We start from the raw sequence: 25,123 nt of genomic DNA on the forward strand, positions 1-25,123 counted from the left end.
TTTGGGGGAACTTTGTATCACTCAAAAGCAAGGAAGAAATAAGCAAAAAGCTTTCGCGCCCAAAAACAGAAACTAACATTCAAACAGTTAAAAAAATACCGCAATGAACCCTTCTATTAAAAATTTTGTCATTCGTCACCTTGTTGGTGCAAAAGCTAACCAAATCGAAGAATTTGACTTTAGCCGACACAACGAACTTACGTTAGGCCGCTCGGGCGATAGCGACGTGCAGTTTGACCCCGAAATTGACACCGTAGTGAGCCGTGAACATGGAAAAATTGTGAAAGACGGCCCGTTGGCCTTTACCTTGATTGACAACAATAGTCGCAATGGTATTTTTGTCAATAAAATACGAGTGAAAGGCAGCACGCCGATTCAACCTGGTGACGAAGTGCAATTGGGAAGCAACGGCCCCGTGTTTTTGTTTGACGTAGATCCTCGCCCTGCCGAACTAATGCCCGCCACACGTTTTGTAGAAGTGGTAAAACCCACGAGCGAATTTGTTCCCGCCGAAGTAGCAGCGGCTACTCCCGAAAAATCAGGCATCGGTAAGCAAACGTTTGAACGCGTCATCACGCATGAGCGCCAAAAATCGCAACGCACGTTGGTCGCTTCGGTGGCGGGGTTGGTGATTGTAGCGGGTGCGGCCTTTTTTGCTTTTAAAGATAAAATTGCCCCGCAAGTGACCAACGTGGTTAAAAGCGACACAACGCTTGTTACCAACGTCACCAATGTAGTCAAAGAAGCCTTTGACCCCGAGGCGATTGCCAAAGCCAATACCGATAAAGTCGTCTTCATCGAGTTTAGTTCGAAATTGGTACACGCACCTACGGGCGACGATATTTACCACCGTTACGAAACCTACAAGGGCATCGACCGCCCCATTCCTGTCTATGTAGAAGTCGATGGTCAAATCGAACCATTGCTCGATTTAAAGAAAAATACGCCTAACGGACAGCCCATTGCTTTGCAAGGAAGTGGTTCGGGGTTTGTGGTGTCAAAAGAAGGCTATATCCTCACCAATCGCCATGTAGCTGCTAGTTGGCATTCGTATTATAGCTTCCCCGAAGATGCTTTTCCTGGCGTATTATACCGTTTCCAAGGCGGGAAAATGGAGATAGCAGGCATTATTACTCCTGAAATGGGTCAAAATATCCGCTGGATACCTGCTGAGACGAAATTGTTTGGTCAGAAGCCTGTTTCAGGAAAAATCATCGACGGAACGAATACGTATATTGATGTAACGTTTGCCAAAAACGACCAGCGTACACCTGCTAAAGTGGTGCGTGTTTCCAACAAGCATGATGTGGCAATGATTAAGATTGATTTGCCTTCTGAAATGCAAGCCGTAGCTATGAAAGATGCGGATGCGACGATTGCCCCAGGCCAAAAAGTAGTGACGATGGGTTACCCAGGCATTTCTCCGAGCGTGGTGGTCGCTACCGCTGGCAATGATTTTGCCAACCGAAATACGCAAGTGGTGACAGTTCCCGATCCAACGGTAACGGATGGAAGTGTTGGGAAAGTCATTCGTGGAACGACCAATACATCTAAAGAAAGCGGTGTGGTAGGCTATTACAGCACCTTTGGGGACTATTATCAGCTGACTGTGAATGCGACGGGGGCAGGAAATAGCGGAGGGCCTGTGTTTGATAAAGACGGAAATGTAATCGGGATTTTTACGGCCAGTACTAGTCGAGCCGATGCTACTCGTATCACGTTTGCCGTACCGATTCGCTACGGACTGGAATTGATGGGAAACACCAAAGTAATCAACTAACACGCGATGCAAGAGCCATTGATACATCGAACAATTCGAGGCTACCAACTGACGCAATGGTTGGGAGCGGGAGGGATGGGGGAGGTTTATATGGCCCAGCATCAAATGACGCACCGAACGGCTGCCGTCAAAGTACTGTACCGCGCTGACCAAGCGGCTCGTTTTCGGAACGAAGCCTACATCCAAGCCTCCGTCCAACACCCACACATTGCCGCGCTGTATGAGTATGTGATCGAAGACAGTACGCCGTGCATTATCATGGAATATGTGGAGGGAATCACGCTCGAAAAGCTCATCAAGCGGCAAGGACGGCTCCCTGAGTCGTTTGTGTGGAAAGTAATAGCACAGGTAGCTTCAGCGGTGGCTCATTTGCACGAAAAAGGCATTATTCACCGCGATTTAAAACCAGGAAACGTGAAGGTCAACAAAGATAGTTTTGCCAAACTTCTTGATTTCGGCATCGCCAAATCGGCCTATACGCCCAAATTGACGCAAGAAGGCTATATCGTCGGAACGGCGCATTACATGGCTCCCGAGCAGTTTCAGGGGCGAGTGAGTATCCATTCCGACTGCTGGGCGCTGGGCGTGTTATTCTACGAAATGTTGACGGGCTATTTGCCTTTCAATGGCCGTACCGAAACCGAAATTCGGGTGAAAATCGAAAAAGGCCAATATACCGAACCCGATTTGCTGGCTCCCCAGATTTCGAAACGAAGCAAGCGATTGATCAGTAAGCTACTGCGGGTGAGCCCTACCAGTCGCATGAATGCCGAAGCCCTGATTCATGAATTGCAAAATACTCATAATGAAAGTGGGTTTGGTTTGGGGGAATGGGTGGATAACTTAGCCGAATTTGTGGATAAACTTCCCGTAAAGCGCTGGTTTAAAAATGGATAACTCCCTATAAAGTTATGTTTTGGAAAAAATGGTTATCGGGCAAAACAGCGGAAGCAATTTCCTCCAACTCGGTGGACTTGCGCGCAGTAGTGGTGTCGGATGTGGGCTGTGTTCGGACTAACAATGAAGATGCCGCGCGTTTTGTCCGTCCTGCCACGGCACTCATTCGGACGACCAAAGGCTTTTTGGCCATCGTTGCCGACGGCATGGGTGGGCACGCTGCGGGTGAAATAGCCTCCCAATTGGCAGTAGAAACCGTCGCAAAAACTTACTATCAACGCGAAGAATCGCCCGAAGAGAGTTTGTTTTTTGCGTTGACCAAAGCGAATCGGGCGATTTGGCAGACGGCAAGCAAAAATACGCGCTACCGAGGCATGGGTACAACTTGTACGACGATTGCAGTATGTGAAGGCCAATTGTTTTTGGCCCACGTGGGCGATAGTCGGGCGTATATCCTAAAAAATGGACAATTATTGCCGCTTTCCAGCGACCATACCTACGTTCAGTCGCTGGTCGAACAAGGAATCATAACAAGGGCCGAAGCCGAAAAACATCCCGAACGTAATGTACTTACGAGAGCAATGGGGACGCACAATAAGGTGGAGATTGACGTACAAGCGTTGCCCCAATTATTTGAAAATGATGACCGTTTGCTACTTTGTACGGATGGACTGTATGACTACCTCAACAACGACGAAATTGCGCAATTACTCATGATTCCCCTGCTCAATGAGGCGGCGCACCAGCTGGTCGAATTGGCCAAACAACGAGGCGGCCACGATAATATCACCGTATTGCTGGTTGAGCGTATGAATGCAGAGTCGTTTCAGTCGGTGCGACCTACGGAAGAAATCAATGGATAGACGTTTACGTAAAGAATTACAACTATGATTGGGCGCACGATTCAGAACTACCACGTCGAAGAACTCCTCGGAGAGGGGGGGATGGGGACGGTGTATCGAGGAACGGATACGCTCCTTCGTCGCCCAGTGGCCATCAAAATGCTCCATCCACACTTGCTCAAGGATTCGACGTTTATGGAGCGTTTTCGGAACGAGGCGGTGTTGTCGGCGCAGTTGAATCACCCGAATGTAGCTACGCTTTATAACCTGCTGCACGACCGCACCGATAACCTCATGGTGATGGAGTTAGTGGATGGTTTTACGATTGAGCGACTGCTGACTAAACACGGGAAATTGTCGTTAGAAACCACCTTCCGAATCATTGTGCAAGCGTTAGATGGCTTGCAACACGCGCACAACAAAGGCATTTTACACCGCGACATTAAGCCCGCCAATTTGATGTTAACGCACGAAGGCGGGGTGAAGTTGATGGATTTTGGCATTGCGCGATTGGTGGGCAGCCAGCGATTAACTCGGGCAGACCGAGTGGTAGGAACGCTTGAGTACATGGCCCCCGAACTGCTCAACGGAGCCGAGCCTTCGGTGCAGTCCGATTTGTACGCCATGGGAGTATTGATGTACGAAATGCTTTCGGGGAAAATGCCCTTTGAGCCTACGACTGAGTCCACACTCATTACCCCAATTTTGACCAAAAAGCCAATTCCCATCCGAAATCGGATTGTGGATTTGCCAAGGTCAGTCGAAGAGATTTTGGATAAATTACTCCAAAAAAAGCCCGAAAAACGCTTCGACAAAGCCTCTGACTTGAAATATGCGTTGTTGTCGGTGGTGTCGGCGGGGCCGATTGTATTGCAAACGGTGGAGGAAAAATCGGGAAAAACCCTACCTGCAACGAAATTGGCCAATGCCCAACCTCATAAACCACAGGTAGGGCCGACGCGGTTGGCGTCATCTACCTCCGACACCATTCCCAAAACAACCTCAAAACTACGGTCTCAACTCCTGAGTTTGGAAGGTTTGATTTTGCTAGGGGCGATTGTGATAGCGCTCGGTATCATTGGCTTTTGGTTTGTCAATACCGACCCAACACCAACAGCACAAGTAGCCCAAGATACGACCACACATTCTAAATTACCTTCAGGCATTTCGCCTACGGTCAAAGAAATAGTGCCTGATTCGACAAACGTGGCTGCTGACAACCGACAAATTATAAGAACCCCTTCCACAACTTCGCCCGTAGTTTCATTGCCGCCCGCACCAAAGCAAATTGAACCGGAACCTACCGAGCCCAAAACGCAGAAACCTGTTCGTAAAAAAGAGCCGCCCAAGACGCCTGTCCAAGAGAAGCCTCGCGAAGAAGCCCCCGTTGCCGTTGCGCCCAAAGATGAGCCTAAGCCCGTACAAAAAGAAGAACCCATTGTGAAAAAAGAACCTTCCAAACGAAACGTAACGGTGGAGGTAAGAAATGAGTCATTTTCGGTAGCGTTTGCGCAAACGGTGACTTCAGAAGCGTCGGAAGGACAAACGGTTTGGCTGCAAACGGTTTCGGAGATTTCGGTTGATGGCGTAACGGTGGTGCAAGCGGGGGCACGGGTGCGGGCTATTGTGCAGGATGCGCGCTCGTCGAGCAATTCCCAAAAGGCCCTCTTATCGCTTCGTTTTGAAGCCGTAGAGGCCGTCAATGGGCAGTGGTTACCTGTCAAATTTCCTGAATATAGCGATAAATCAAGCGATCAAGTTGTATTTCAACGAGGTCGTCGAGTCAATAATCTTCGCGTGGCTCGCAGCACGCTGACACTCTAACTTTAAACAACATTTACTCATGATACGGAAAAAATTACTTGTAGTGGTGATGGGCTTTTTAGGGTATGCCATAAGCGTAAAAGCACAAGATATTCAATCTAACACCGAAGGGTTTAACATTGGGGTTCAGGCAGGAGTTGGAAATTGGTCGTCGAGCTATTTCCTTAATTTAGACGAATTAGAACCAATAGGAGTGGGAGGTGGAGTTCGCTTGGGCTATGGACTGAATCAGCGCTTTGAGGTATTTGCGCAGTACAATGCCAAAACATTTGCCATTAAAAACGATTGGGATACCTACCGCATTTCTTCATTAGGGGCAGGAATTAGGGTGCATTTTGGCGGTACACTTCAGCGGTTACGTCCCTACGTCGAAGGAGGAGTGGCAGGGGTGAATTTGCTCATCAACCCTGTTTTGTTCAATGGCGATTTAGTTGAATATCGGCTCAAAGGATCTTCGTTGGCATTGGGGACAGGGATAAATTATTTTTTGTCCTCTAACTTGGCTTTGCACGCTAACGCTACAGGCACATTTGGGAAATTTAACTCTTTTCAAATAGATAGCCGTGGTATTCAAGACCGACCCGATGTCCGAACGCTCCAATTTTCGCTAGGTATCAACTTTTTTTTCAATTAGGATTTTGTGACCTCGCCTTTCAGCGCTCGTCTAAAAATACGTGAGAAGTTCAAATTGCCCTACTTTATTTTATAATTTAAGGGGTTCTGTAGGAAATGAAGGGATATTCCCGACAAATCGTACAGAACCTTTTTTTATGGTTTTACATTGCCATTTTTAATAAATTGCGTCTCTAACACTATCTAGACTACTTATGAAACATATCTTATTTGGGGCCTGTGTCGTATTTTTAAGTATAAGCTCTTTTGCTCAAAAGGTGGATTTAGACCGCTTTTCTTTTGACTACAGTTATCTAAAACTCCCGAAAGAATACATCGATCCTGCCAAGCGCACTTTTGGGGTGCGAGTGGAGACTTCCAAAAGCCTTGGGATTGTAACGGATGTTAATCAAATCTATGACCGGATTCGCGTGGGTGGGTTTGATAAAGTAGGGCAAAATCCAACGGTAGGCGTGGAAGTACAGTTTAATAGCTTCAAGATTTTGGGGTACGAAATCAAAGAACGGGTAGAGGAGAAAAAAGACAAAGATGGCCGAGTAACCGAACGCAAGATTTTTTATTGGGCGGAAGTAAAATATAGCTCAGACGGTAATTATGCCATTATGGGGCCGCGCACACCTACGCAAAAGCAAGCTGAGGCACAAGCGAAGGAGATGGAAAAAAATCGCTTTTTACAACAAGCCAACGTCTCTAATGAGTCGTTTAAGGTAATGTCTGGTTCAACGGGTTCATATAGTCAAACGTATAAAACGAGTGAATTTAAGAACTCAATGGATGTTCGTGATTATTACCGCGACAACCAAGTGTTGATTCGGGAGGAAATTACTAGAGAATGGGTCAATCGTACTATCTCGACCATCAATCAGCAATTATCTGATTTGTACGGGTTTGACGAATCGAAAGGCCGCGACCACTTGTGGATTTTGGATTCAAAAAGCCACCCAGAATACCCTATCCAGCAAGAAGCCATCAAAGCCGTAAAACAACTGATGACCGAGATGTCGGCATTTCGCAATATTAAGGTGTTGGAAAAAAACTTGGGGCCAGTGATGTCTTATTTTGAAGAGCTGAAGTTAAAGTACAAGGGCAGCGACAAGCGCGAACAAAAAATGCGCTATTCGGCTTATTATAACTTGGCAAAATTATACTATCTACTCGACCGCCCAGACGATAGCGAAAAAGAAGCCATTGGCTTGATTCAGAATGGGTTTGATACCAGCGATGGCGACATGTTTGTTCGTCAAGCCAAGGTGCTTCGTGAAGACCTCAACCGACAAAAAATGACAATGCGCCATTTTGAGTAAGAATAGCTGGCGTTTGATTATTTGAGTAACCTACGTACCGTTGGTAGTGCTTTTTCGGCCCACTGACGGTACATTTTTCCCGAAAAATGCAACTGGTCATAGGTAATTAAAGACGCATCATTTTGGGCAGTTCTTGAGAGGGTTGTAATGTCAATAAAGGCAATTCCTAGTTTTTCACATTCTTGCTGGGCCACTTCATTAAACGCGTCAATTTCTGACGCGATTTTTTTGGTGTCTGAGCCACGGGCAAAGGGCGTCACGCCCCAGTCGGGTGTCGAAAGCATAAAAACACGCTGGATATTTCCCCCCGCAAACCCAATCGCCTGTTGAAGCAAATCTTGTAACTCAGTTCGGTAACGTTCCAAACTTTGGCCACGGTATTGGTTATTTACCCCAATCAGCAACGACACCAAATTATACGGTCCTTTGGGGTTCTTATTTTTAATGCCTTCCGCCAATTCGGCCGTCGTCCAGCCCGTACGGGCAATGATTTCGGGTGTACCAATTTTTACCCCCTCTTGGCGGAGCATTTCGCTCAATTGAACACTCCATCGTTCATTTTCGGCAACGCGCTCTCCAATCGTATATGAATCTCCAAGGGAAAGGTAGCGGTATTCGCCCTGATTAATAGGGGTTTCGGGTGTCATAGAGGACGTATTTTGAGCAGAACAAGCTGAAATGAGCAACAATATACTATAAATCCACTTCATGGTTTTTTTGTTTTTCAACGCGTTGGATACTATTTTTGTTTGTAACCACCTTCAATAATTATATGTCTTTACTTTCTGCCGACGATCTTATTTACGGATATATGAATGGTATATTTCCGATGGCAGATTCCGATGGTACATTGTATTGGTATTCTCCCGACCCTCGGGCTATTATTCCGTTGGATACGTACAAACCTGCCAAGTCATTGCGGCCCGTTCTCAACAAAGGCACGTTTGAAATACGCATCAATGCCGATTTTGAGGGTGTCATGCGGGGATGCGCCGCGCCGCGCCCAGACGAAGAAAACACCTGGATCTCGGAAGAAATCATTGATGCCTATACCGAACTGCACCGACTTGGGTTTGCCCATAGTGTTGAAACCTACGTTGACAACGAACTCGTAGGAGGGTTGTATGGGGTGGCTATTGGGGCGGTTTTCTTTGGAGAATCCATGTTTCATACGGTTAGTAATGCTTCTAAAGTCGCGTTTCATTACTTGATTGAAACCCTTCGTCGTCAAAACTATGAATTGCTCGATACCCAATTCATCAATGACAATGTACGTAGGTTTGGGGCGATTGAGATTCCGAAGTCAGAATATGTTCGACTTTTAAAACGTGGTATTGCCCAAAAAGCGCGTTTTACCGATGATTCAGTAGCTCATTTGTTTACTTCATTGTAAGAAAATTCGCTTTTCCAATTTTGTCGATTCATCCTTCGTTTGTGTAGGATGAGGTCGCAAAAATGTATCTTCGGTCGGGGCGCTTGGTTTTGATTGTTTTTATCCTAAACTTTACTTAAAAAACAAAGCTATTTTATCTTCTATGGCAGCTATCACTTTAGATATCAATGGAAAAAAACACGACCTTGATATCGACCCTAAAATGCCACTTTTGTGGGCCATTCGCGATGTTGTTGGATTGAAAGGAACAAAATTTGGGTGCGGAATGGCACAGTGTGGCGCCTGCACTGTTCACATGAACGGCCACCCAACTCGCTCCTGTGTGTTGCCAGTGCAGTCAGTGGTAGGAAGCAAAATCACGACCATCGAAGGCATTAGTACCGAAGAAAAACTTCACCCTGTTCAGCAGGCATGGATTGACGAGCAAGTGCCGCAATGTGGCTATTGCCAATCGGGGCAAATTATGGCCGCTGCGGCGTTATTGAAAGACAAACCGACGCCAACTGATGCCGACATTACCAGTGCCATGCAAGGCCACATTTGTCGGTGCGGCACCTACGACCGCATTCGTAAAGCGATTCACACAGCGGCAAAGTCCAAATCACCCAAAGGCGAAATGTCGGGAGGTAAGTAATCCATTCTCAAAACGCAAAAAAAGACATGAGTAATAGAAGAACATTCCTAAAAACCCTCGGACTTTCGTCGGCGAGTTTTGTGCTGGGGGTATCGAGTTTTGCGAAAGGCAATGCTGTCGTGAACATGAGTCCCGACCCGCTTTCCCTCGCTCTTGAGATAAATCCCTTTATTGTAATACAACCTACGGGCCAAATCACCCTCATCAACCCGCGTCCCGACATGGGGCAAGGCTCTACGCAGGCGGTTCCGTCGCTGTTGGCCGAAGAACTAGAAGTAAGCCTCGACCAAGTAACCATTGCGCAGTCGGACGGAAAAGGGAAATACGGCGACCAAACGTCGGGTGGAAGTAGTAGCGTACGCGCTTTATGGACGCCGATTCGTCAAGCAGGAGCGGCAGCCAAAGAAATGCTTATCAAAGCCGCTGCCCAGCGCTGGAGCGTTCCTGAAAGTGAATGTTATGCCGAAAAAGCAAAGGTAATTCACCGTCCAAGCGGAAAATCATTGACCTACGGCGAAGTAGCCGACGATGCGTCAAAACTTGAAATCCCGAAAAATCCCAAATTGAAAGACCCCAAAGATTTTAAAATCATTGGGAAATATGCTCCCCGTCTGGACGTGCCTGATCGGGTAACGGGAAAAGCCGTGTATGGTATCGACGTAGAAGTGCCAGGGATGGTGTACGCCGTTATGCTTCACAGTCCGATGATTCACGGAAAAGTGGTATCTATCGACGACTCGGAAGCGTTGAAAATCAAAGGGGTACAAAAAGTGCTCAAATGTGAGCGCCCGATGCCGCACCGCACTTCGGAAGCCGTGGCGATTATTGCCGATAATTATTGGGCGGCGCTTTCGGCCAAAAAAGTAGTAAAAGTACAGTGGGATAACGGTACGTTAGGACAAACATTGACGACGGCGGCTTACTTTAAAAAATGTGCCGAAGCTGCGACCAAAGAAGGGTTAAAAGCCGAGGAAGAAGGCGATTTTGCCGCGACGTTTGGAGCGGCTGCCAAAAAACTAGAGGCTGTCTATGAAACGCCCTTTTTGGCCCACGCACCTATGGAGCCCGAAAATGCCATTGCGCACATCAAAGACGACGGTACGGCTGAAGTTTGGGCACCGATTCAAGGCCCTGACTGGGCATTGCGCGATTTGGCAGGGTACTTGAAAATAAAACCCGAACAAATCAAAATCAACGTAGCGCTGTTGGGCGGAGCATTTGGACGTAAAGCCTACCACGACTTTTTATTGGAGGCTTGTTTTCTTTCAAAAGACGTGAAAAAGCCTGTAAAATTGGTTTGGACGCGGGAAGACGACATTACGCAAGGCCCTTACCGCCCAGGCATGATGGCGCGGATGCAAGGCGGGGTCGATGCCAAAGGAAACATCGTGGCTTACCACCACCACCCGATTGGTGAGTCGATTCAGTTTCAGGTATTTAAAGCGCCTAGCAACAAGCCTGATGATTGGGTGTGTGGCGAGTTGAGTCAAAAAGAACAGAAATATAACATTCCTGCGTTTAAAATTTCTTATACCCACGTTCCTACCGAAATCCCTATTGTGTGGTGGCGTTCGGTGTATGCGTCAAACTTTGGTTTTAGCCAAGAAGGGTTTTTCGATGAGTTGGCACATGCGGCTAACAAAGACCCCCTAAAAGCTCGTTTGGAACTGATGAGTGATGCCCGTTTCAAAAAAGTACTAGAAACCTTGGCCGAAAAAGCCAATTGGGGCGAAAAACTTCCTGCGGGACAAGGAAAAGGTATTGCGATTTTTAAATCGTTTGGAAGTATCAGTGCGTGCTGCGTGACAGTAGCAAAACAAGGTACAGGCGTAAAAGTCGAAAAAGTAGTCTCGGTAATCGACTGCGGTCATTACGTAAACCCTGACAACGTAAAAGCCCAAACGGAAGGGAACATCGTGATGGGAATTACGGCGGCGGTGAAAAAGGGAATTACCTTTACCAATGGTCAATCAGACCATACGAATTTCCATCAGTACCAAGTGATGCGGATGAACGAAATGCCCAAAGTAGAAATTCATATTGTGGAAAGTGGTGCCGAGCCAGGAGGCGTGGGCGAACCAGGGCTGCCACCAGTTGCGCCTGCATTGGCCAATGCCGTTTTTGCCGCCACTGGAAAACGCATTCGTCGATTGCCTTTTGATTTGAATACGTTGGTATAATATTATCTCCTATTTATCAAAAAGCCCAATGAACTCATTGGGCTTTTTGATGCGTTTTAGTTTCTGAAACTCGTAGTAATCGTGGGTACAATTACCTCCTTACCTTTTACACCAAACGTGTAAATATTGGCTTTTTCATCCCATTGTTTTACGATGGGGACAATCCTTGTCCTGCGTGGGCCTACTTTTTCTGGTGAGTTGTGAATGTGGTAAACATAATACAGTTGTTTGTCAAGTCCTTCAAACAGGTCACCATGTCCAGAGCCGTTTTCGCCAACAATAGAACGATGAATGATAGGGTTATTCTTATATTTTATCCAAGGGCCGTAGGGCGAATCAGCCACGGCATAGCCAATTGCATAATCGATATTCTGGAAATGGTTGGCTGAATAAAACAGGTAATATTTATTTTTCAATTTTATAACCGTAGGGCCTTCCATAATGGGACCCGATTTAAAATTAGGCGTTGCCTCCCAAGGCTCGGTTTGGTCAAAACATCTTTTCAGGGTTTCGGGTTTTATCTTTCTGGTTTTCAGGTCAAACTCGGCTGCGTATAAGTAATTTCCTTTATCAAAACGTACACAATAGAGATAATATTTGCCGTCGGAATCATTGAAAATATAGGAATCGATATTTTTCTCAGCGCCATCAATAGGCTCGACTTCTTTTTGTCTGTAGGGACCCAATAACGATTTTGATTCTGCCAATACGGTTTGCTCATCGGCCGTATAGGTCATATAATAAGTGCCCTTATCTTTGAATATTTGGGGTGCCCAGAAGCCTTTAGTGCCGAAGGTGTGGTCACCTTTGGTCAGGATCATCCCCAGAGAATCTTTTGACTTTGCTGGTACTGTCCATGTTTTCAGGTCTTTTGATTCTAAAATGGAAAATCCTTGGGAGCCATCGTTTCCACTTTTTGACCCAGTAAGGTAATACTTGCCTCCCTCTACATAGACGGTCACATCTGCAAAAAAAATCTCTCGCGTTGTCTGTGCTGATGCCTTTAGTGTGGAGAATAAAAGGAGAAAATAAATAAGAATTGATTTCATTTTTTCGGGTTACAGTTAGTGATTTTATCTGTTAAACCAAACGCCACATACTTATCTACTCAACGGCATTTCATATTTATCCTGCCAGCCTGATAGAAAACTAGATGCCGCTGGTGGCTGTACTTCTACGATATGTATTGAAGACATAAATAGCGTGAGTCTTAGGGCGTTCATAATCTCCCTTTTTTGTTTCAATGAAATTCCTCCTATATTTGCAAAACCGTATGCTTGCATAATACCCAAAACACTTAACTTCCAATGGCACAATACTATAGCCGTCGTAATCTCAACTTTTTACTTCACGAAGTATTCGACGCCGCCTCGCTCAACAAATACCCGTATTTCAACGCTCACGACCGCGAAACGATTGATATGACGATTGATGCGGTGACCCAAATCGGGGATAATTTGATGTACCCTTATTTGCGTGACCTTGACCGTAATCCCCCCGAACTGCATAATGGAAAAATGACGGTTCATCCAAAAGTGGGTGATTACCTCAAAGCGATGGGCGAAGCGGGTTTGATTGGAACAAGTTTTTCGTTTGAAGATGGCGGTCAACAACTGCCCGAGCTGGTGAGTTCGTGCCTAGGCTTTATTGTCATGGCTGCCAACAACGGAATGATGTACACGGGCTTGACCTCAGGAGCAGCGGGGTTGATTAACTCGTTTGGTACTGATGAATTAAAACAAACCTACGTAGCCAAGATGCTTTCGGGCAAATGGCAAGGAACGATGGCGTTGACCGAGCCGCAAGCGGGTAGCTCGCTTTCTGATATAACCTCCACTGCTGCGCCGCAAAAGGATGGAAGTTACTTGATTAAAGGCCAAAAAGTCTTTATCTCGGCGGGCGATCACGACCAGTGTGAAAACATCATTCACTTGATGTTGGCGCGTATTGAAGGCGCACCCAAGGGAACGAAAGGAATTTCGCTTTTTGTAGTGCCAAAATTCCGCCTTGATGGCGCTGATAACGACGTGACTTCGACGGGAGTATATCATAAATTAGGACAACGAGGCGTGCCTGCCATGCACCTTACCATGGGCGACCGCGACGACTGTCATGGTTGGCTGGTGGGTGAGCCACACAAAGGGCTCTCGTACATGTTTCAGATGATGAACGAAGCGCGTATTGGGGTCGGGATGACAGGCGCGGCGATTGCGTCGGCGGCTTATTGTGCCTCGGTGCAGTACGCCAAAGAACGCCCACAAAGCCGCCGTTTGAACGAAAAAGGGGTATTGGATAGTCCGCAAATTCCGATTATTCAGCACCCTGATGTAAAACGGATGTTGCTTTTGCAAAAAGCCGTGGTAGAAGGTTCGTTGTCGTTGTTGCTAGAAACGGCGCGTTGTGTTGACATTGCCCACGCTAGCGAAGACCCCGAAGAGAAAGAAAAATACCACCTCATCCTCGAATTATTGACGCCAATTGCGAAAACCTACCCTACCGAAATGGGCTTGGTGGCAGTAAGTAATGGATTGCAAGTGCTTGGCGGATACGGCTTTACGGAAGATTTTCCGTTGGAGCAATACTATCGTGATATTCGTATTACGCCTATTTACGAAGGGACAACGGGCATTCAATCACAAGATTTGTTGGGGCGTAAAATGACCATGAAAGGTGGAAAACCTGCGCAACTGCTGTTTGCCGAAGTCGCCAAAACCATTGCTGAAGCCGAAACCCACGAGGAATTGAAGCCTTATGCGCAAAAACTCAAGGCCGAATTGGGGCGTTTGCAAGAAGTAACAATGGCCTTGATGCCGTATGCCATGCAGGGCGACATTGAGCGCTACTTGATGGATGCAACGTTGTTTATGGAAATGTTTGGGATTATTGCCGTAGCTTGGCAGTGGCTAAAACAAGGAGTCGTGGCCAAAAATGCGCTGCTCACCCAACAACCTGAAGGCGATGAATTGGCATTTTACGAAAGCAAAATTCACACAATGAAGTTTTACTTCCACTACGAAGTGCCAAAAACGCTTGGATTGGCGGTTCGATTAAAAGATACTGAAGTGTTGACCATTGAAACTGAAAAAGAGTTAGCACTTTAAAAGAAAAAAATCAACAATTGAAAACCGAAGCAACAGTCCCGACAATTGTCGGGATTTGTTGTTTTTGAGGGACTTTGCTTTTAAGTTTGTGCTTTAACCTACCACAGACACAATGATTATTGGTATCGGCGGCCGAAGCCGTTCTGGAAAAACTACCCTTGCCGAAACACTGGTTTGGCACGAACGTTCGCAAAACAAAAAGGCCATTACGCTGCACCAAGACGATTTTGTGAATCGAATAGAAGACATTCCACTTGTTCGCGATCACATTGATTGGGAAATCCCTGCCTCGATTGACTTTGAATTGCTACGTAAAACGGTCGCTTTTTTGCAGACCCAATTTGACGTTGTGGTGGTTGAAGGTTTTTTAGCTTTTGCTGATACTGATCTAAATTTGATGTACGACCGCTGTTTTTTTACGGTTATTTCGGAAGAGACCTTTCGGATTCGGAAAGCGGCTGATACGCGTTGGGGGCAAGAGCCTGAGTGGTACGTGACGTACATTTGGGAAAGTTTCTTAGCGTATGGTCAACCTCCTGCTTCGCTGGCCAATTTGATGGAGATTGATGGGGCAAAACCGTACCCAATGGAAGAAATTGTGGATTTTTTGCGCCATTCTGGCAGTTAGCGTATTTGTGAAGAAGTCATTTTGTCGTAAAAATGGGATTGGTATGTGGTTTTTACTTGGATCATCACACAGCAACCACTTACGACAATGAAAGCAAAAATTGAAATTCCGCAAGATATAATTACCGCCATCGACTATGCCAATACCACCAACGGAGGGATGAGCGAGCCTAGTTTGGCAGTACATCAAAACGAAGAAGGGTATGAAGTCAAAGTAAAGATGGCAGGAGTAAGTGCCGACAACTTTGGCCTAGATGTCGTCAATGACCGCCTTTGGGTGTATCACTTCGTAGATCTTTTTGCCGAACGTCCCGAGGGATTAGAAAACCTAAAAACAGCCCATACGATTGGCAATTTGTTTTTACCCAATGACGTAAATGCAGAAGAAATTGTGGCACGCTTTGATGCTCAAGCCAACGTGCTAAAAATCTCGATTCCTTTTAATCACGCCAAGCGAAACTTCCGCCGCCATATCGACATTGAGAAATGGTAGGGCTGGAAGGACGTGTAGAGGGGTGCTCACATCCCGACTTATGCGGACAACTGTGAGCACCCCTTTATTTGAGTAAAATCCAACCTTTACTTCTTCAAAATTTTGAACTCTACCCGACGGTTTGTCTGGCGTCCTTCCTCGGTGTCGTTGGTGGCTTTGGGTTTGGCTTCCCCGTAGCCTTTACTTTGCACACGGTCGGGTTCAATTCCTTTTCCGATAAAGTACTCTCGCACTGAATCTGCACGTTCCTGCGAAAGTTTTAAGTTGGCGGCATCAGTACCTACGTTATCGGTATGCCCGCCAATTTCCATGACCAAGCCTGGGTTTTCGTTGAAAGTAAGTACCATACGGTCGAGCTCAGCATTGGATTCGGGACGTAAAGCTGCTTTACCAGTATCGAAAAAGAGGTTGTTGAGCACCCCAACTGCGTTTATTTCTATCGGTACAAGCGTGAGGTTGGTACCGTTTACTTCCTGAAACCCACCTTTCATGTTGGTGAGGTCAATACTCTGGGCTTCGGCAATAAAGTCTTTGGCTACTGCCCGCACGCCGTATTTCACCCCTTTAGGTAGTACAATTTTATATTCTCCCGTCCGAGGGTCGGTTTGGGCCGTACCCACTTCGGTGCCGTCTGCAAGGTTTTCATAAATGATGCGGGCGTCAATCGGTTTACCTGTTTTGGTATCAACAACCTTTCCACTGACCAACGCTACAGGGTCGGGTGCAGGTACGATAGGTGCGGCAGAAGGCTCATCCGATTTGATTTTGATGCGAACAATATCCCCTTTGCCAAGGGTGTTTTTTTTGGAAACCATGTAGGCATAATCTCCCGCCGCTGCAATGGCATAGTACGCGTCGTAGCCGTCGGTGTTGATGGCAGGGCCGAGGTTAGCAGGTTTTGACCAGCGTTTCCACGTTTTATCAATACGTTTGGTATAATAAATATCATTGCTGCCTTGTCCGCCTGGGCGGTCGCTCGAAAAATAAATCGTGGCACCGTCAGAAGCCAAAAACGGCGTTGTTTCTGTAAAATCATCGGTATTTACTTCTACTCCGAGGCTTTGCGGCTTGGTCCAAGTGCCATTTTTTTGGAGAAAACTTACGTACAAGTCGTCTTTGGTACTGCGTTTTTTCTCGCTAAAAGCCATGAGCAAGGTTTTGCCATCGTTCGATAAAAAACCACACATATACTCGCCCTTGCTCATTCCTTCCAATCCTGGAATATTCAATTTACTCGGAGCCGACCAGCCATTGACAGTACGTTTACTAAACGAAAACCCGCGCGTTTCGTAGGCGCCACGGTCGTAGGCACCCATAATGAGCAGGGTATTGCCATCGGGGGTGACACTGTAAGCGCAGTTGTATTCTTCTTTGTTGAGCGGTGGAGTCATTCGTTTGGCCAAACTCCATTGGCTATTTTGCCATTCCGAAAACCAAATGTCTTGGCTTCCCTCTTGGCCGTGGGCGTTTTGGGGATGACTTACCCGTCCAAAATAGAGGGTTTTGCCGTCGGGAGAAATAACGGGGTTGATTTCGTTGTATTCGGAGTTGATGGCATTGCCTAAGTTTTCGACTTTAGGCTGGGCTAAAACAATCGCAGTTGGAAAAAGAAAACAAGAAAAAGCAATAAGAGTTGACTTCATCATCAATGAAAGTTAGAGGCATTTGTATGCTTAAAAGCGAATTTCGTACCATTTTAACGAAATAGTTGCTAAAATTGATATTCAAAATGCTTTTGCAGGCAAACTTACGATATTTGCTCACAAAAGTACGAGTGTGCCAGCGGTTACGCTAACCGCTGGCGGGTTTCTCAAAACCTAGTGATATGAACGAGGTTTTGAGAAACCTCGTAGTTGGATTTGAGAATCCAACGGCACACTTTTGTGTCAGCGGTTACACTAACCGCTGGTGGGTTTCTCAAAACCTAGTGATATGAACGAGGTTTTGAGAAACCTCGTAGTTGTATTTGAGAATCCAACTGCACACCTTTGCGATTCCAAAGCTACAACTAAACAATAACCAACAAACTATAAGAAATGGAGTCGTTAGTACCCCATGAAGCCACGCCCCCCGTCGAACTGCCGCCCAAGTATTACTTAGATTACTTTTTGTTTCTGGTGGAGTTTGTAGAAAAACTCTACGGAGAAATCCTCAACGAAGCCGAACAACAGTTTATCGCCAATTTTCGAGCGCTGTCGGAAGACGCTCAGTGCCTTTTTGTGCGGTTTAGCAATCGGCGAGGGCTTTTTTTTCGAACCAATAAGTTGAAATACAACGAACTATCGGATATTCCAGCGGCTTTGTACGAACTAGAGGAACGAGGTTTTATTGAACCTTTGGGCGTAAAACACGCAGCCTACGCCGACGAAATTATGAATTTGTTTACCAAAGAAGAGTGGATAAAGCTGGCACCTCCCACCGACTTATCGCTCAAACCCCTCAAAAAACCCGATTTGATTCGTTTTTTGAGCCATACGTACACCTTCGACTTGTTGATTTCGCGCATCAATTCACCCGATTTACTGGGGGAGCCTGTCGTTAAAGTAGGCTATGAGGTGGAAGTAATGATGCTGAAATTCTTGTTTTTTGGCAACCGTCACGCAGATATGACGGAATTTGTGGTGAGGGATTTGGGGAAAGTCAACTTTGAGCGCTACCGCGACGATGCCTATACCGCGCGTTTTGCCACGCGCCAAGACGCGGAAGACAAATTTATGGTGTCGCTGACGGCGCAGCAATTCTATGAATTTCAAGAAGCTGCTACTCCTCCCGAAGAAATTTTTGATTGGTTTATGAACTGGCAAGCCTCGCTGCATACCCTCAGTGACGTCGCGCAGGCGGGGTACGTCAAACTGATTAATCGAATGGGGGCGTTTCTGGAGCGACAAAAACTGCCCGAACAAGCATTGACAGTGTACCAATTGACGGATCAGATCCCGTCGCGAGAGCGGCGAGTGCGCCTTTTGCACCGTATGGGCTTTGCGGAAGAAGCGATGGCGCTGTGCGAGGCCATTGCGCACGACCCACAAAATGCCGACGAACGTTTTTTTGCCGTCGATTTTCAAGATAAAATCACAAACACTAAAAAACGGGTTAAAAAAAGTGTCACGCGGTTTTTGCAGGAATCGAGCAGTGTTCAGATTCCGATAAGTTATCGGCATCGCGTAGAACAAGGTGTCGCTGATCATTTCATAGAAAAAGGCTACGGGGCGGTTCATGCCGAAAATTATCCGTGGCGGGGGCTATTTGGGCTTATTTTCTGGGAAATTATTTACGATACCGACGTTCAAGCCATTCACCACCCGTTGCAGCGAATGCCTTCGGATTTTTACCAACCTGATTTTTACCGTAAACGTGCACCTCAAATCCGTGAGCGTTTATCGGAACTAGATACCAACGAAAAAATCGCCCAAGTGCTCGAAAGTACGTTTATTGAAAAATTTGGGATTGCCAACGTACTTGTGGATTGGAATGAAATCTTATTGGAATTGGTAAAACTGATTGCGAAAAGCCTCAGCCCGATGCAGTTGCGGGTTATTTTGCTTGAAATGGCGACTAATTTACGAGAAAATACGCGAGGGTTCCCTGATTTGATGGTGTGGGGAGAACAGGGACTCGAACTGGTGGAGGTAAAGTCTCCGACCGATCACCTTTCGGCGCAACAGCTGCATTGGATGCACTTTATGGCCGATTTGGGGGTAAATGCGCGGGTGTTGCGCGTGGAATGGAAGGCAGACTAAAGAAACTCTCCCGAAAGTTCTAAAACTTTCGGGAGGGTGAAGATAGAGAACAAATTATTTAATGCGGAACGTCGCATTCATACGGTAGCTATACTTGATTTTTTCGTATTCAAGCCCACCGCCTGACTCAGGCATGGCATCGGCGGCCATCATCCGTACGTTGTACTGAGCTTGTTTATACATCGGATAGACATTACCTTCTTCTACTTCGTGGATTTCAAGGACTTCGCCTAGTTTTTCGCCAATTGACTCTAGCAAATACCCCGCTTTTTCCTTGGCAGCTTTGAGGGCGTTGATTTTTACTTGGCGGCGGAACTCCTCTTTTTTCGAGTGCTCGACGCGGCTCATGTTGACATATTCTACGCCACGGTCATCGACCTTGGCCATGAGGTCATTGATGTTGTTAGCGTTCGAGAGTTTCAATTGAAACTGCTTGGCTGCCAAAAAGTGCTGAGGCTTTTTCTTGCCTGTCCATTCGCGGTAACCTGTTACGCCACTGACCGAGAGGTTTTCTTTGGGTAAACCTGCGCTTTTGACGGCTTCAATCAGTTGTTTTTCAAGGGTTTCGAGAGAAATCTTGTCTTTCTGATTTTTTTCGTCTTTAAAATATTCTTTCAACGAAATAGTGAAATAAAGCTCGTCAGGTACGATTTCGAGTTCGGCAGTGCCTGTTACTTCGATTTTTTTGATGGGTTCTTTGTCCACGGTGGTAGATGTTTGAGCAAACATGGATAAGCTTGATGCAAGCAAAACGGCTGTTAATACGAAACGTTTCATGGTTAGTAAAGAAAAATTAGATGGTTTTGGGCTAAAAACGTCAAAGCTGTGCCCAAATTGTGAATGGTTTTGTTAATGATTCCTAACGCTTCAGGGTAATTTTGGCGGTTTTCTGTACTTCTCCTGCCATGAGTCGGGCGTAGTAAGTGCCTTCGCTCATAAACTGTACATTGAAGGGAACCGTGTAATTACCAGCTTCTTGTTGTTTATTGACGACCAGAGCGCCGACCCGGGTTCCGCGCGAATCATACACGTAAAGCGACACCTCGGCAGCTTCAGGCAAGCGGTAACGAATGTTGACTTGTTGGTTGAAAGGATTAGGAAAAATCTGTAGCAATTCATCCGATTCAGGTGCTGTAATAGGGGCAATTTGTGGTTTTACTGCGTTTTTTGTTTCTTCTACAACCTCTTCTTCGTCCTCCTCTTCCTCCTCGTCATTGGCGGCGGCAACGGCTTCCATGGGATCCTCGGTATTAGGTATAATAGGGGCGCTTTTGAGTTGAGTAGCCAACGGTAAAATAATCTTTTCAGGTTCAGGCGCAGCTTCAATTTGTTTTGAATTGGTCGTTAAGCTAATCGCTTCTGTGGGTTGACTTTCGTTGTGAAGGCGATTGAACGCGCTGACCGTGTAATTGTACTTGGTGTTGGGTTTTACTTGGTTATCGGTAAAACTAAAGGTAGAATTTCCCTCCGTTTTTACCACAATGGTTCGGATGGCTTGAGCCGAGCGCAGGTCAATCGAAGATTGGTGGCTGCTGCGATATACCACAAAGTAGCGGGCTTTGTCACGTTCCGAAGTCAACTGATACGGGAATGCCCATGAGACCGTTATTGTATTATTGTCGTTCAATTTTGCCGATAGCTCTTTGGGGCTTGGAGGAGTGGCTTGGGTTTTCCAAGGCATGGCGGGGACGAGGGCAGGGCTTTGATACACCTCTTGGCACAAGGCATCGCAAAAGCGATTTGGGTTATTCCTCAAGGTTTTGGCACTAAATAAGATGCTTCCCTGAACATTTTCAAAAGAGCGATTATAGCGTACTTGGTTGGGAACTTCGAGCGGGCGTTTCCAGTGGGGGTCACTGTTGACTTTATAAACGCCGTGTCCGATATACAGGTGTGGTTCAGAAACGTTATCGCTCCACCACGAAACCAATTGAGCGTAATTGGCCGACTTACTTTCCATGCTCCAATACACTTGAGGGGCGATATAATCCACCCAACCTTCCTGTACCCATTTGCGTGAATCCGAAAAATTGCCCGAAAAAGCTTCAAAACCGCGCGAGTTAGAGCCTTCGGGCGAGCTGCTACGGTTGCGCCAAATGCCAAACGGAGAAACTCCAAACTTAATCCAAGGCTTGACCCGACGAATACTGTCGGAGACCGTTTTGACGAGCAAATTGACGTTATCGCGCCGCCAATCGGCTTTGTTAGTAAACCCTCGGTTGTTGTTTTGAAAGGTGGCTTCATCGTTGAGGCTTACTTTAGGAACAGGGTATGGGTAAAAATAGTCGTCGAAATGAATGCCATCAACATCGTATCGACGCACCACGTCCATGACCACGCGGGTGACAAAGTTGCGCACTTCGGGGCGACCTGGGTCGAGAATGCGGAGCGAGCCGTACGAGAGTAGCACGTCGGGGTGCGTACGGGCGATATGGTTGGGAGCCAACGAAGCCCGACGAATATCCGTAACCGCGCGGTAGGGGTTGATCCACGCGTGAATTTCGAGGTTACGCTTGCGACATTCCTGAATGGCAAAGGCGAGGGGGTCGTAGCCTGGGGATTGGCCTTGCTGACCCGTTAGCCATTCTGACCACGGCTCGAATTTGCTGTCATAAACGGCGTCGCAGGCGTTACGAATTTGAAAAAAAACAGCATTTAACCCCCGTAACTGAATCAAATCCAATAAGTCGCGGAGTTCTTGCTGCTGCTGCTGGGCCGATAACCCCTTTTGCGAAGGCCAATCGACATTACCCACATTGGCAATCCAAACCCCCCGAAACTCACGTTTGGGCTGGGCAAAAAGTGTAAAACTAACTAGCAGTAAAAGAAGTGTATATTTCAAAAATGACATGATTTTCAATGCTCAAAAAATCACTACGAGTGAATGGTGATTGGACTCAGACTGATACGCTGCAAGAATGAGCCTGCAAAATTAACGCCAATCTCTCACATAATGGTACGTTTGAGTAATAACAAAGTCAGGGAGGAACGAAAAAATAAGCCGAGACCCTTATCAGAGCCTCGGCGTGGTATAAAGTAAAAGGAGAATAGTAATTAAAACGAAATGGTATTCACCGTGGCTGAGCTCGACGTCGTGGTGGTTGACTTGAGCGTAGCTCCCGAGTTAGAATACGTACCGCCTGTATATAAGCCCCATCCCGACGAGTTGCCTACAAAGCTGCCGCCTGTATAAGTCCCGCCGAAATAGATTTTATACTGGGCGTTTTTGGCTAAACTTGGATTAGAAAAGTGGAAGTAAGCAGAGGCCGTTTTGGGTTTAAATGTCAATAAATCTTTGCCCGAAGCATCTTCAATATGAATGAGTGAGGTGGTTGCAACGGAAGCACTGGATTTAATGAACATTCCGACTTGGGTAGAGGCCGTTCCCATCGCTTTAGTCATGTTGTTTGCTGGTTCGGCTCCAATAAAGGTGCCGCCGTTTATTAAGAAATTTCCATTTATGTCGATGTCTTCATTGCCATTGGCGATGATAGTGCCGCCTTTCATGGTAAAATTTCCATTACCATCAATTGCGTCAGAACCAGTAACAATTAATATGCCACCGTTTATATTTAATTGACTATTGTCATTCGATTCTGTTCCTCCTGAAACAGTTCCATACGAAGTATTGATACCATCGTTGGTGGCAGTTAGGTTGACTAAGCCGCCCGAGATAGTAATAATAATGGATTCCATGCCTTCATACGATTTGGTGACGTTGATGGTTCCGTCATTGACTGTAATTGACGTTTCTGATTTTAAGCCGTCGTCAGTAGCAGCAATGTTCAGTTCTCCGTTGTTCATCACAAATGCACCGTCGCTCTTAAAGCCTTTGGCTTCGCTGGTATTTGCGGTATTGTAGGTGTATTTTGTTCCTGTGGCAGAAATGGTGGTTGTGCCGCCACTAATGGTAGCAGTACCATCGACACTAATCCCTTTAGCTCCTGTACCTGTGCTTGTTACGGTCAATGTCCCTCCTTTGATGGCTAGGTTTTTGTCGCAATTGATCCCTGCTGGGGCAGCAATGTCAGCGTCGGCAGTATCATAGTAGGCAGCTCCCGAGGTGGTGATTTTAACCGTTCCTGAAGTAATGGTGCAGTCCCCACCCGTTTTGATACCTTTAGAACCTTTTCCCGAAACCGTGAGCGTCACGGCGTCAGTGGTACCGATAGTTGTATAACTTTCGCTCTTGATGGCATTTCCTTTGTCGCCCGTTGTTGTGACCGTAATTTTACCGCCTTTGATCAACACGTATGGAGTGATGGTGGCATCGGTACCTTCGTACGAGGCCGTAATACCGTCGTTGACACTATTGATGGTGACAGTTCCGCCATTGATAGCGACATAACCTTCTTCGGCTTCGATACCGTTGCTGGTGGCAGAAGTAACGGTTAAATTTCCATTATCCATCGCAAAGTAATCACTAGCATGAACGGCGTCACTCGCTGCTGATTTGACGATGATAGTAGCTTCGCTGAGGTAGATATAATCGTCGGAAACAATGCCGTGTTTGTTATTACCTGTGACGTTCAACGTACCTGTTCCCATAAAACTCAACTGCCCTTCGCTAAAAAACGTCCCTTTTTGGTCTTCTGAACTGGTTGTATAGGTAGCGCCGTCGATAAGGGTGTTGGTACCGATGACATTAATGGTTGCTTTTTTACCAGATTGACTATTGATGGCGGGTCCATTACTGTTGGTAATGCTGACGCTTTTCATGGTAATGTTAAACTTATACTCGCTGTAAATTTTGAAACTACCTTTGGTCGCCGTTCCTGACAACAGATAGACAATCTCTTTGGTGGTATTGGTTGATTTTACGGTAACATCGGCACCGCTGGTAGTCACAGTTACACCATCGTTTTGGAAGGCGTTGCTTACTGAGGCGCTGGTTCCCGAGTAGGTAATAACGACGGTATCTTTGGCGGTAGAAGCGGTACTAGACGCGCTGATGGCAATACTCACAGTCACCGCTTGGCCTCCCAAGCTCAAATTAAAAACAGCCGAACCCGTCGAAGTAGGTGTTCCTGAAATAGTATAGATCAATGTCCCCGAACCGTTGGCCAACGTCCCTGCGGTCAAAGTCGCCGTAAGTCCTTCTACGCCTGTGGAAGAAGCTGTGGATACGTCGTATGCACCACCGTTTCCACCTGTGTAAGTGAGGGTTACTGTGCCAGTATAAGCCACGCCGTTGGTACCTGTGGTAGGGTTTACAGCACCTGTGAGGGTGGCGACACTTGCTTTGGAAGCAACAACGGGCAAGGCTAACGAACACGATTGCCCGCCTAAATCAATGGCAAAGCTAGCCGTTCCTGCGGCCGAAGGAGTTCCCGTAATGACAAAGCTGGCTGTTCCGCTACTGTTTGATAATGTCCCCGCCGACAAAGTTGCTGTAAGTCCAGTAACTCCCGTCGAAGCAATGGTTGTCCCTTCGGCATACGCAACGCCATTTCCGCCCGTGTATGGAACACTTGCGGTGGCCGTAAACGAGGCTCCGCTAGTGGCGGACGCCGAAAAAGTAGCGCTAGAGCAGTTTAATGAGGTGACTTTAGCAGATTCTGCGGCAGTAATTTCTTTGTCTTTACACGCTTGGACAATCAAAATAAATGCTAGAGTAAGCCCTGCTAATAAAAAACGTTTTTGATTCATGGTATCAGATTATAAAAAGAGTATTG

General features: G+C 46.5%; 19 protein-coding genes. 13 read left to right on the forward strand and 6 right to left on the reverse strand.

Annotated elements, in window-relative coordinates:
- The first annotated feature begins 103 nt into the window (after window positions 1-103).
- From AC23P2_RS15965 to AC23P2_RS15990, 6 genes are all read left to right on the forward strand, one after another.
- Complete coding sequence (locus AC23P2_RS15965) at window positions 104-1,780, forward strand: trypsin-like peptidase domain-containing protein (RefSeq protein WP_487774134.1); 1,677 nt, start codon at window positions 104-106, stop codon at window positions 1,778-1,780.
- A 6-nt stretch (window positions 1,781-1,786) separates the two neighbouring features.
- The gene (locus AC23P2_RS15970; RefSeq protein WP_487774135.1) at window positions 1,787-2,677 is read left to right on the forward strand and encodes a serine/threonine protein kinase; all 891 of its coding nucleotides are present in this window, start codon (window positions 1,787-1,789) and stop codon (window positions 2,675-2,677) included.
- 14 nt (window positions 2,678-2,691) lie between these two features.
- Window positions 2,692-3,540: a Stp1/IreP family PP2C-type Ser/Thr phosphatase gene (locus AC23P2_RS15975; protein WP_487774136.1), complete on the forward strand. Its 849-nt coding sequence runs from the start codon at window positions 2,692-2,694 to the stop codon at window positions 3,538-3,540.
- Window positions 3,541-3,564: 24 nt separating this feature from the next.
- Entirely contained in the window at window positions 3,565-5,343 is a 1,779-nt protein-coding gene (locus AC23P2_RS15980) for a serine/threonine protein kinase (protein ID WP_487774137.1), read from the forward strand.
- 19 nt (window positions 5,344-5,362) lie between these two features.
- Window positions 5,363-5,977 (forward strand): outer membrane beta-barrel protein, encoded by a 615-nt coding sequence (locus AC23P2_RS15985; protein ID WP_487774138.1) that lies wholly within the window; start codon window positions 5,363-5,365, stop codon window positions 5,975-5,977.
- Window positions 5,978-6,170: 193 nt separating this feature from the next.
- Window positions 6,171-7,280: a hypothetical protein gene (locus tag AC23P2_RS15990; protein WP_487774139.1), complete on the forward strand. Its 1,110-nt coding sequence runs from the start codon at window positions 6,171-6,173 to the stop codon at window positions 7,278-7,280.
- Window positions 7,281-7,297: 17 nt separating this feature from the next.
- On the opposite strand, the gene AC23P2_RS15995 is transcribed toward AC23P2_RS15990, so the two are convergent.
- Window positions 7,298-7,990: an SGNH/GDSL hydrolase family protein gene (locus tag AC23P2_RS15995; RefSeq protein ID WP_487774140.1), complete on the reverse strand. Its 693-nt coding sequence runs from the start codon at window positions 7,988-7,990 to the stop codon at window positions 7,298-7,300.
- A 62-nt stretch (window positions 7,991-8,052) separates the two neighbouring features.
- Here AC23P2_RS15995 and aat point away from each other — a divergent pair, with 62 nt between their 5' ends.
- From aat to AC23P2_RS16010, 3 genes are all read left to right on the forward strand, one after another.
- Window positions 8,053-8,673 (forward strand): leucyl/phenylalanyl-tRNA--protein transferase, encoded by a 621-nt coding sequence (aat, locus tag AC23P2_RS16000; protein WP_028523552.1) that lies wholly within the window; start codon window positions 8,053-8,055, stop codon window positions 8,671-8,673.
- 142 nt (window positions 8,674-8,815) lie between these two features.
- Window positions 8,816-9,307: a (2Fe-2S)-binding protein gene (locus AC23P2_RS16005; RefSeq protein ID WP_487774141.1), complete on the forward strand. Its 492-nt coding sequence runs from the start codon at window positions 8,816-8,818 to the stop codon at window positions 9,305-9,307.
- Between the two features lie 26 nt (window positions 9,308-9,333).
- On the forward strand, window positions 9,334-11,487 hold the full coding sequence (locus AC23P2_RS16010; protein WP_487774142.1) for a xanthine dehydrogenase family protein molybdopterin-binding subunit: 2,154 nt from the start codon (window positions 9,334-9,336) through the stop codon (window positions 11,485-11,487).
- 56 nt (window positions 11,488-11,543) lie between these two features.
- On the opposite strand, the gene AC23P2_RS16015 is transcribed toward AC23P2_RS16010, so the two are convergent.
- Window positions 11,544-12,536, reverse strand: a complete 993-nt coding sequence (locus tag AC23P2_RS16015; protein ID WP_487774143.1) for a glycoside hydrolase family 43 protein — start codon at window positions 12,534-12,536, stop codon at window positions 11,544-11,546.
- A 258-nt stretch (window positions 12,537-12,794) separates the two neighbouring features.
- Between AC23P2_RS16015 and AC23P2_RS16020 the strand changes: the two genes are divergently transcribed.
- From AC23P2_RS16020 to AC23P2_RS16030, 3 genes are all read left to right on the forward strand, one after another.
- Window positions 12,795-14,588, forward strand: a complete 1,794-nt coding sequence (locus AC23P2_RS16020; RefSeq protein ID WP_487774144.1) for an acyl-CoA dehydrogenase — start codon at window positions 12,795-12,797, stop codon at window positions 14,586-14,588.
- A gap of 112 nt (window positions 14,589-14,700) precedes the next feature.
- Entirely contained in the window at window positions 14,701-15,216 is a 516-nt protein-coding gene (locus AC23P2_RS16025) for a uridine kinase family protein (RefSeq protein ID WP_487774145.1), read from the forward strand.
- A gap of 87 nt (window positions 15,217-15,303) precedes the next feature.
- Window positions 15,304-15,708 (forward strand): Hsp20/alpha crystallin family protein, encoded by a 405-nt coding sequence (locus AC23P2_RS16030; RefSeq protein ID WP_487774146.1) that lies wholly within the window; start codon window positions 15,304-15,306, stop codon window positions 15,706-15,708.
- Window positions 15,709-15,794: 86 nt separating this feature from the next.
- On the opposite strand, the gene AC23P2_RS16035 is transcribed toward AC23P2_RS16030, so the two are convergent.
- Window positions 15,795-17,354: an OmpA family protein gene (locus AC23P2_RS16035; protein ID WP_487774147.1), complete on the reverse strand. Its 1,560-nt coding sequence runs from the start codon at window positions 17,352-17,354 to the stop codon at window positions 15,795-15,797.
- 390 nt (window positions 17,355-17,744) lie between these two features.
- On the opposite strand from AC23P2_RS16035, the gene AC23P2_RS16040 reads away from it, so the two are divergent.
- Complete coding sequence (locus AC23P2_RS16040) at window positions 17,745-19,448, forward strand: VRR-NUC domain-containing protein (protein WP_487774148.1); 1,704 nt, start codon at window positions 17,745-17,747, stop codon at window positions 19,446-19,448.
- Between the two features lie 54 nt (window positions 19,449-19,502).
- On the opposite strand, the gene AC23P2_RS16045 is transcribed toward AC23P2_RS16040, so the two are convergent.
- From AC23P2_RS16045 to AC23P2_RS16055, 3 genes are all read right to left on the reverse strand, one after another.
- Window positions 19,503-20,225 carry an SIMPL domain-containing protein gene (locus AC23P2_RS16045; protein WP_487774149.1) on the reverse strand — a complete coding sequence of 241 codons (723 nt, stop codon included), beginning with the start codon at window positions 20,223-20,225 and terminating at the stop codon, window positions 19,503-19,505.
- An 82-nt stretch (window positions 20,226-20,307) separates the two neighbouring features.
- Window positions 20,308-22,299 (reverse strand): family 10 glycosylhydrolase, encoded by a 1,992-nt coding sequence (locus tag AC23P2_RS16050; RefSeq protein ID WP_487774150.1) that lies wholly within the window; start codon window positions 22,297-22,299, stop codon window positions 20,308-20,310.
- 203 nt (window positions 22,300-22,502) lie between these two features.
- A complete protein-coding gene (locus tag AC23P2_RS16055; RefSeq protein WP_487774151.1) occupies window positions 22,503-25,097 on the reverse strand; it encodes a carbohydrate-binding domain-containing protein in 2,595 nt (864 codons plus the stop codon).
- Window positions 25,098-25,123: the final 26 nt, after the last annotated feature.

This window comes from Runella sp. R0.1_18 (assembly GCF_057652155.1).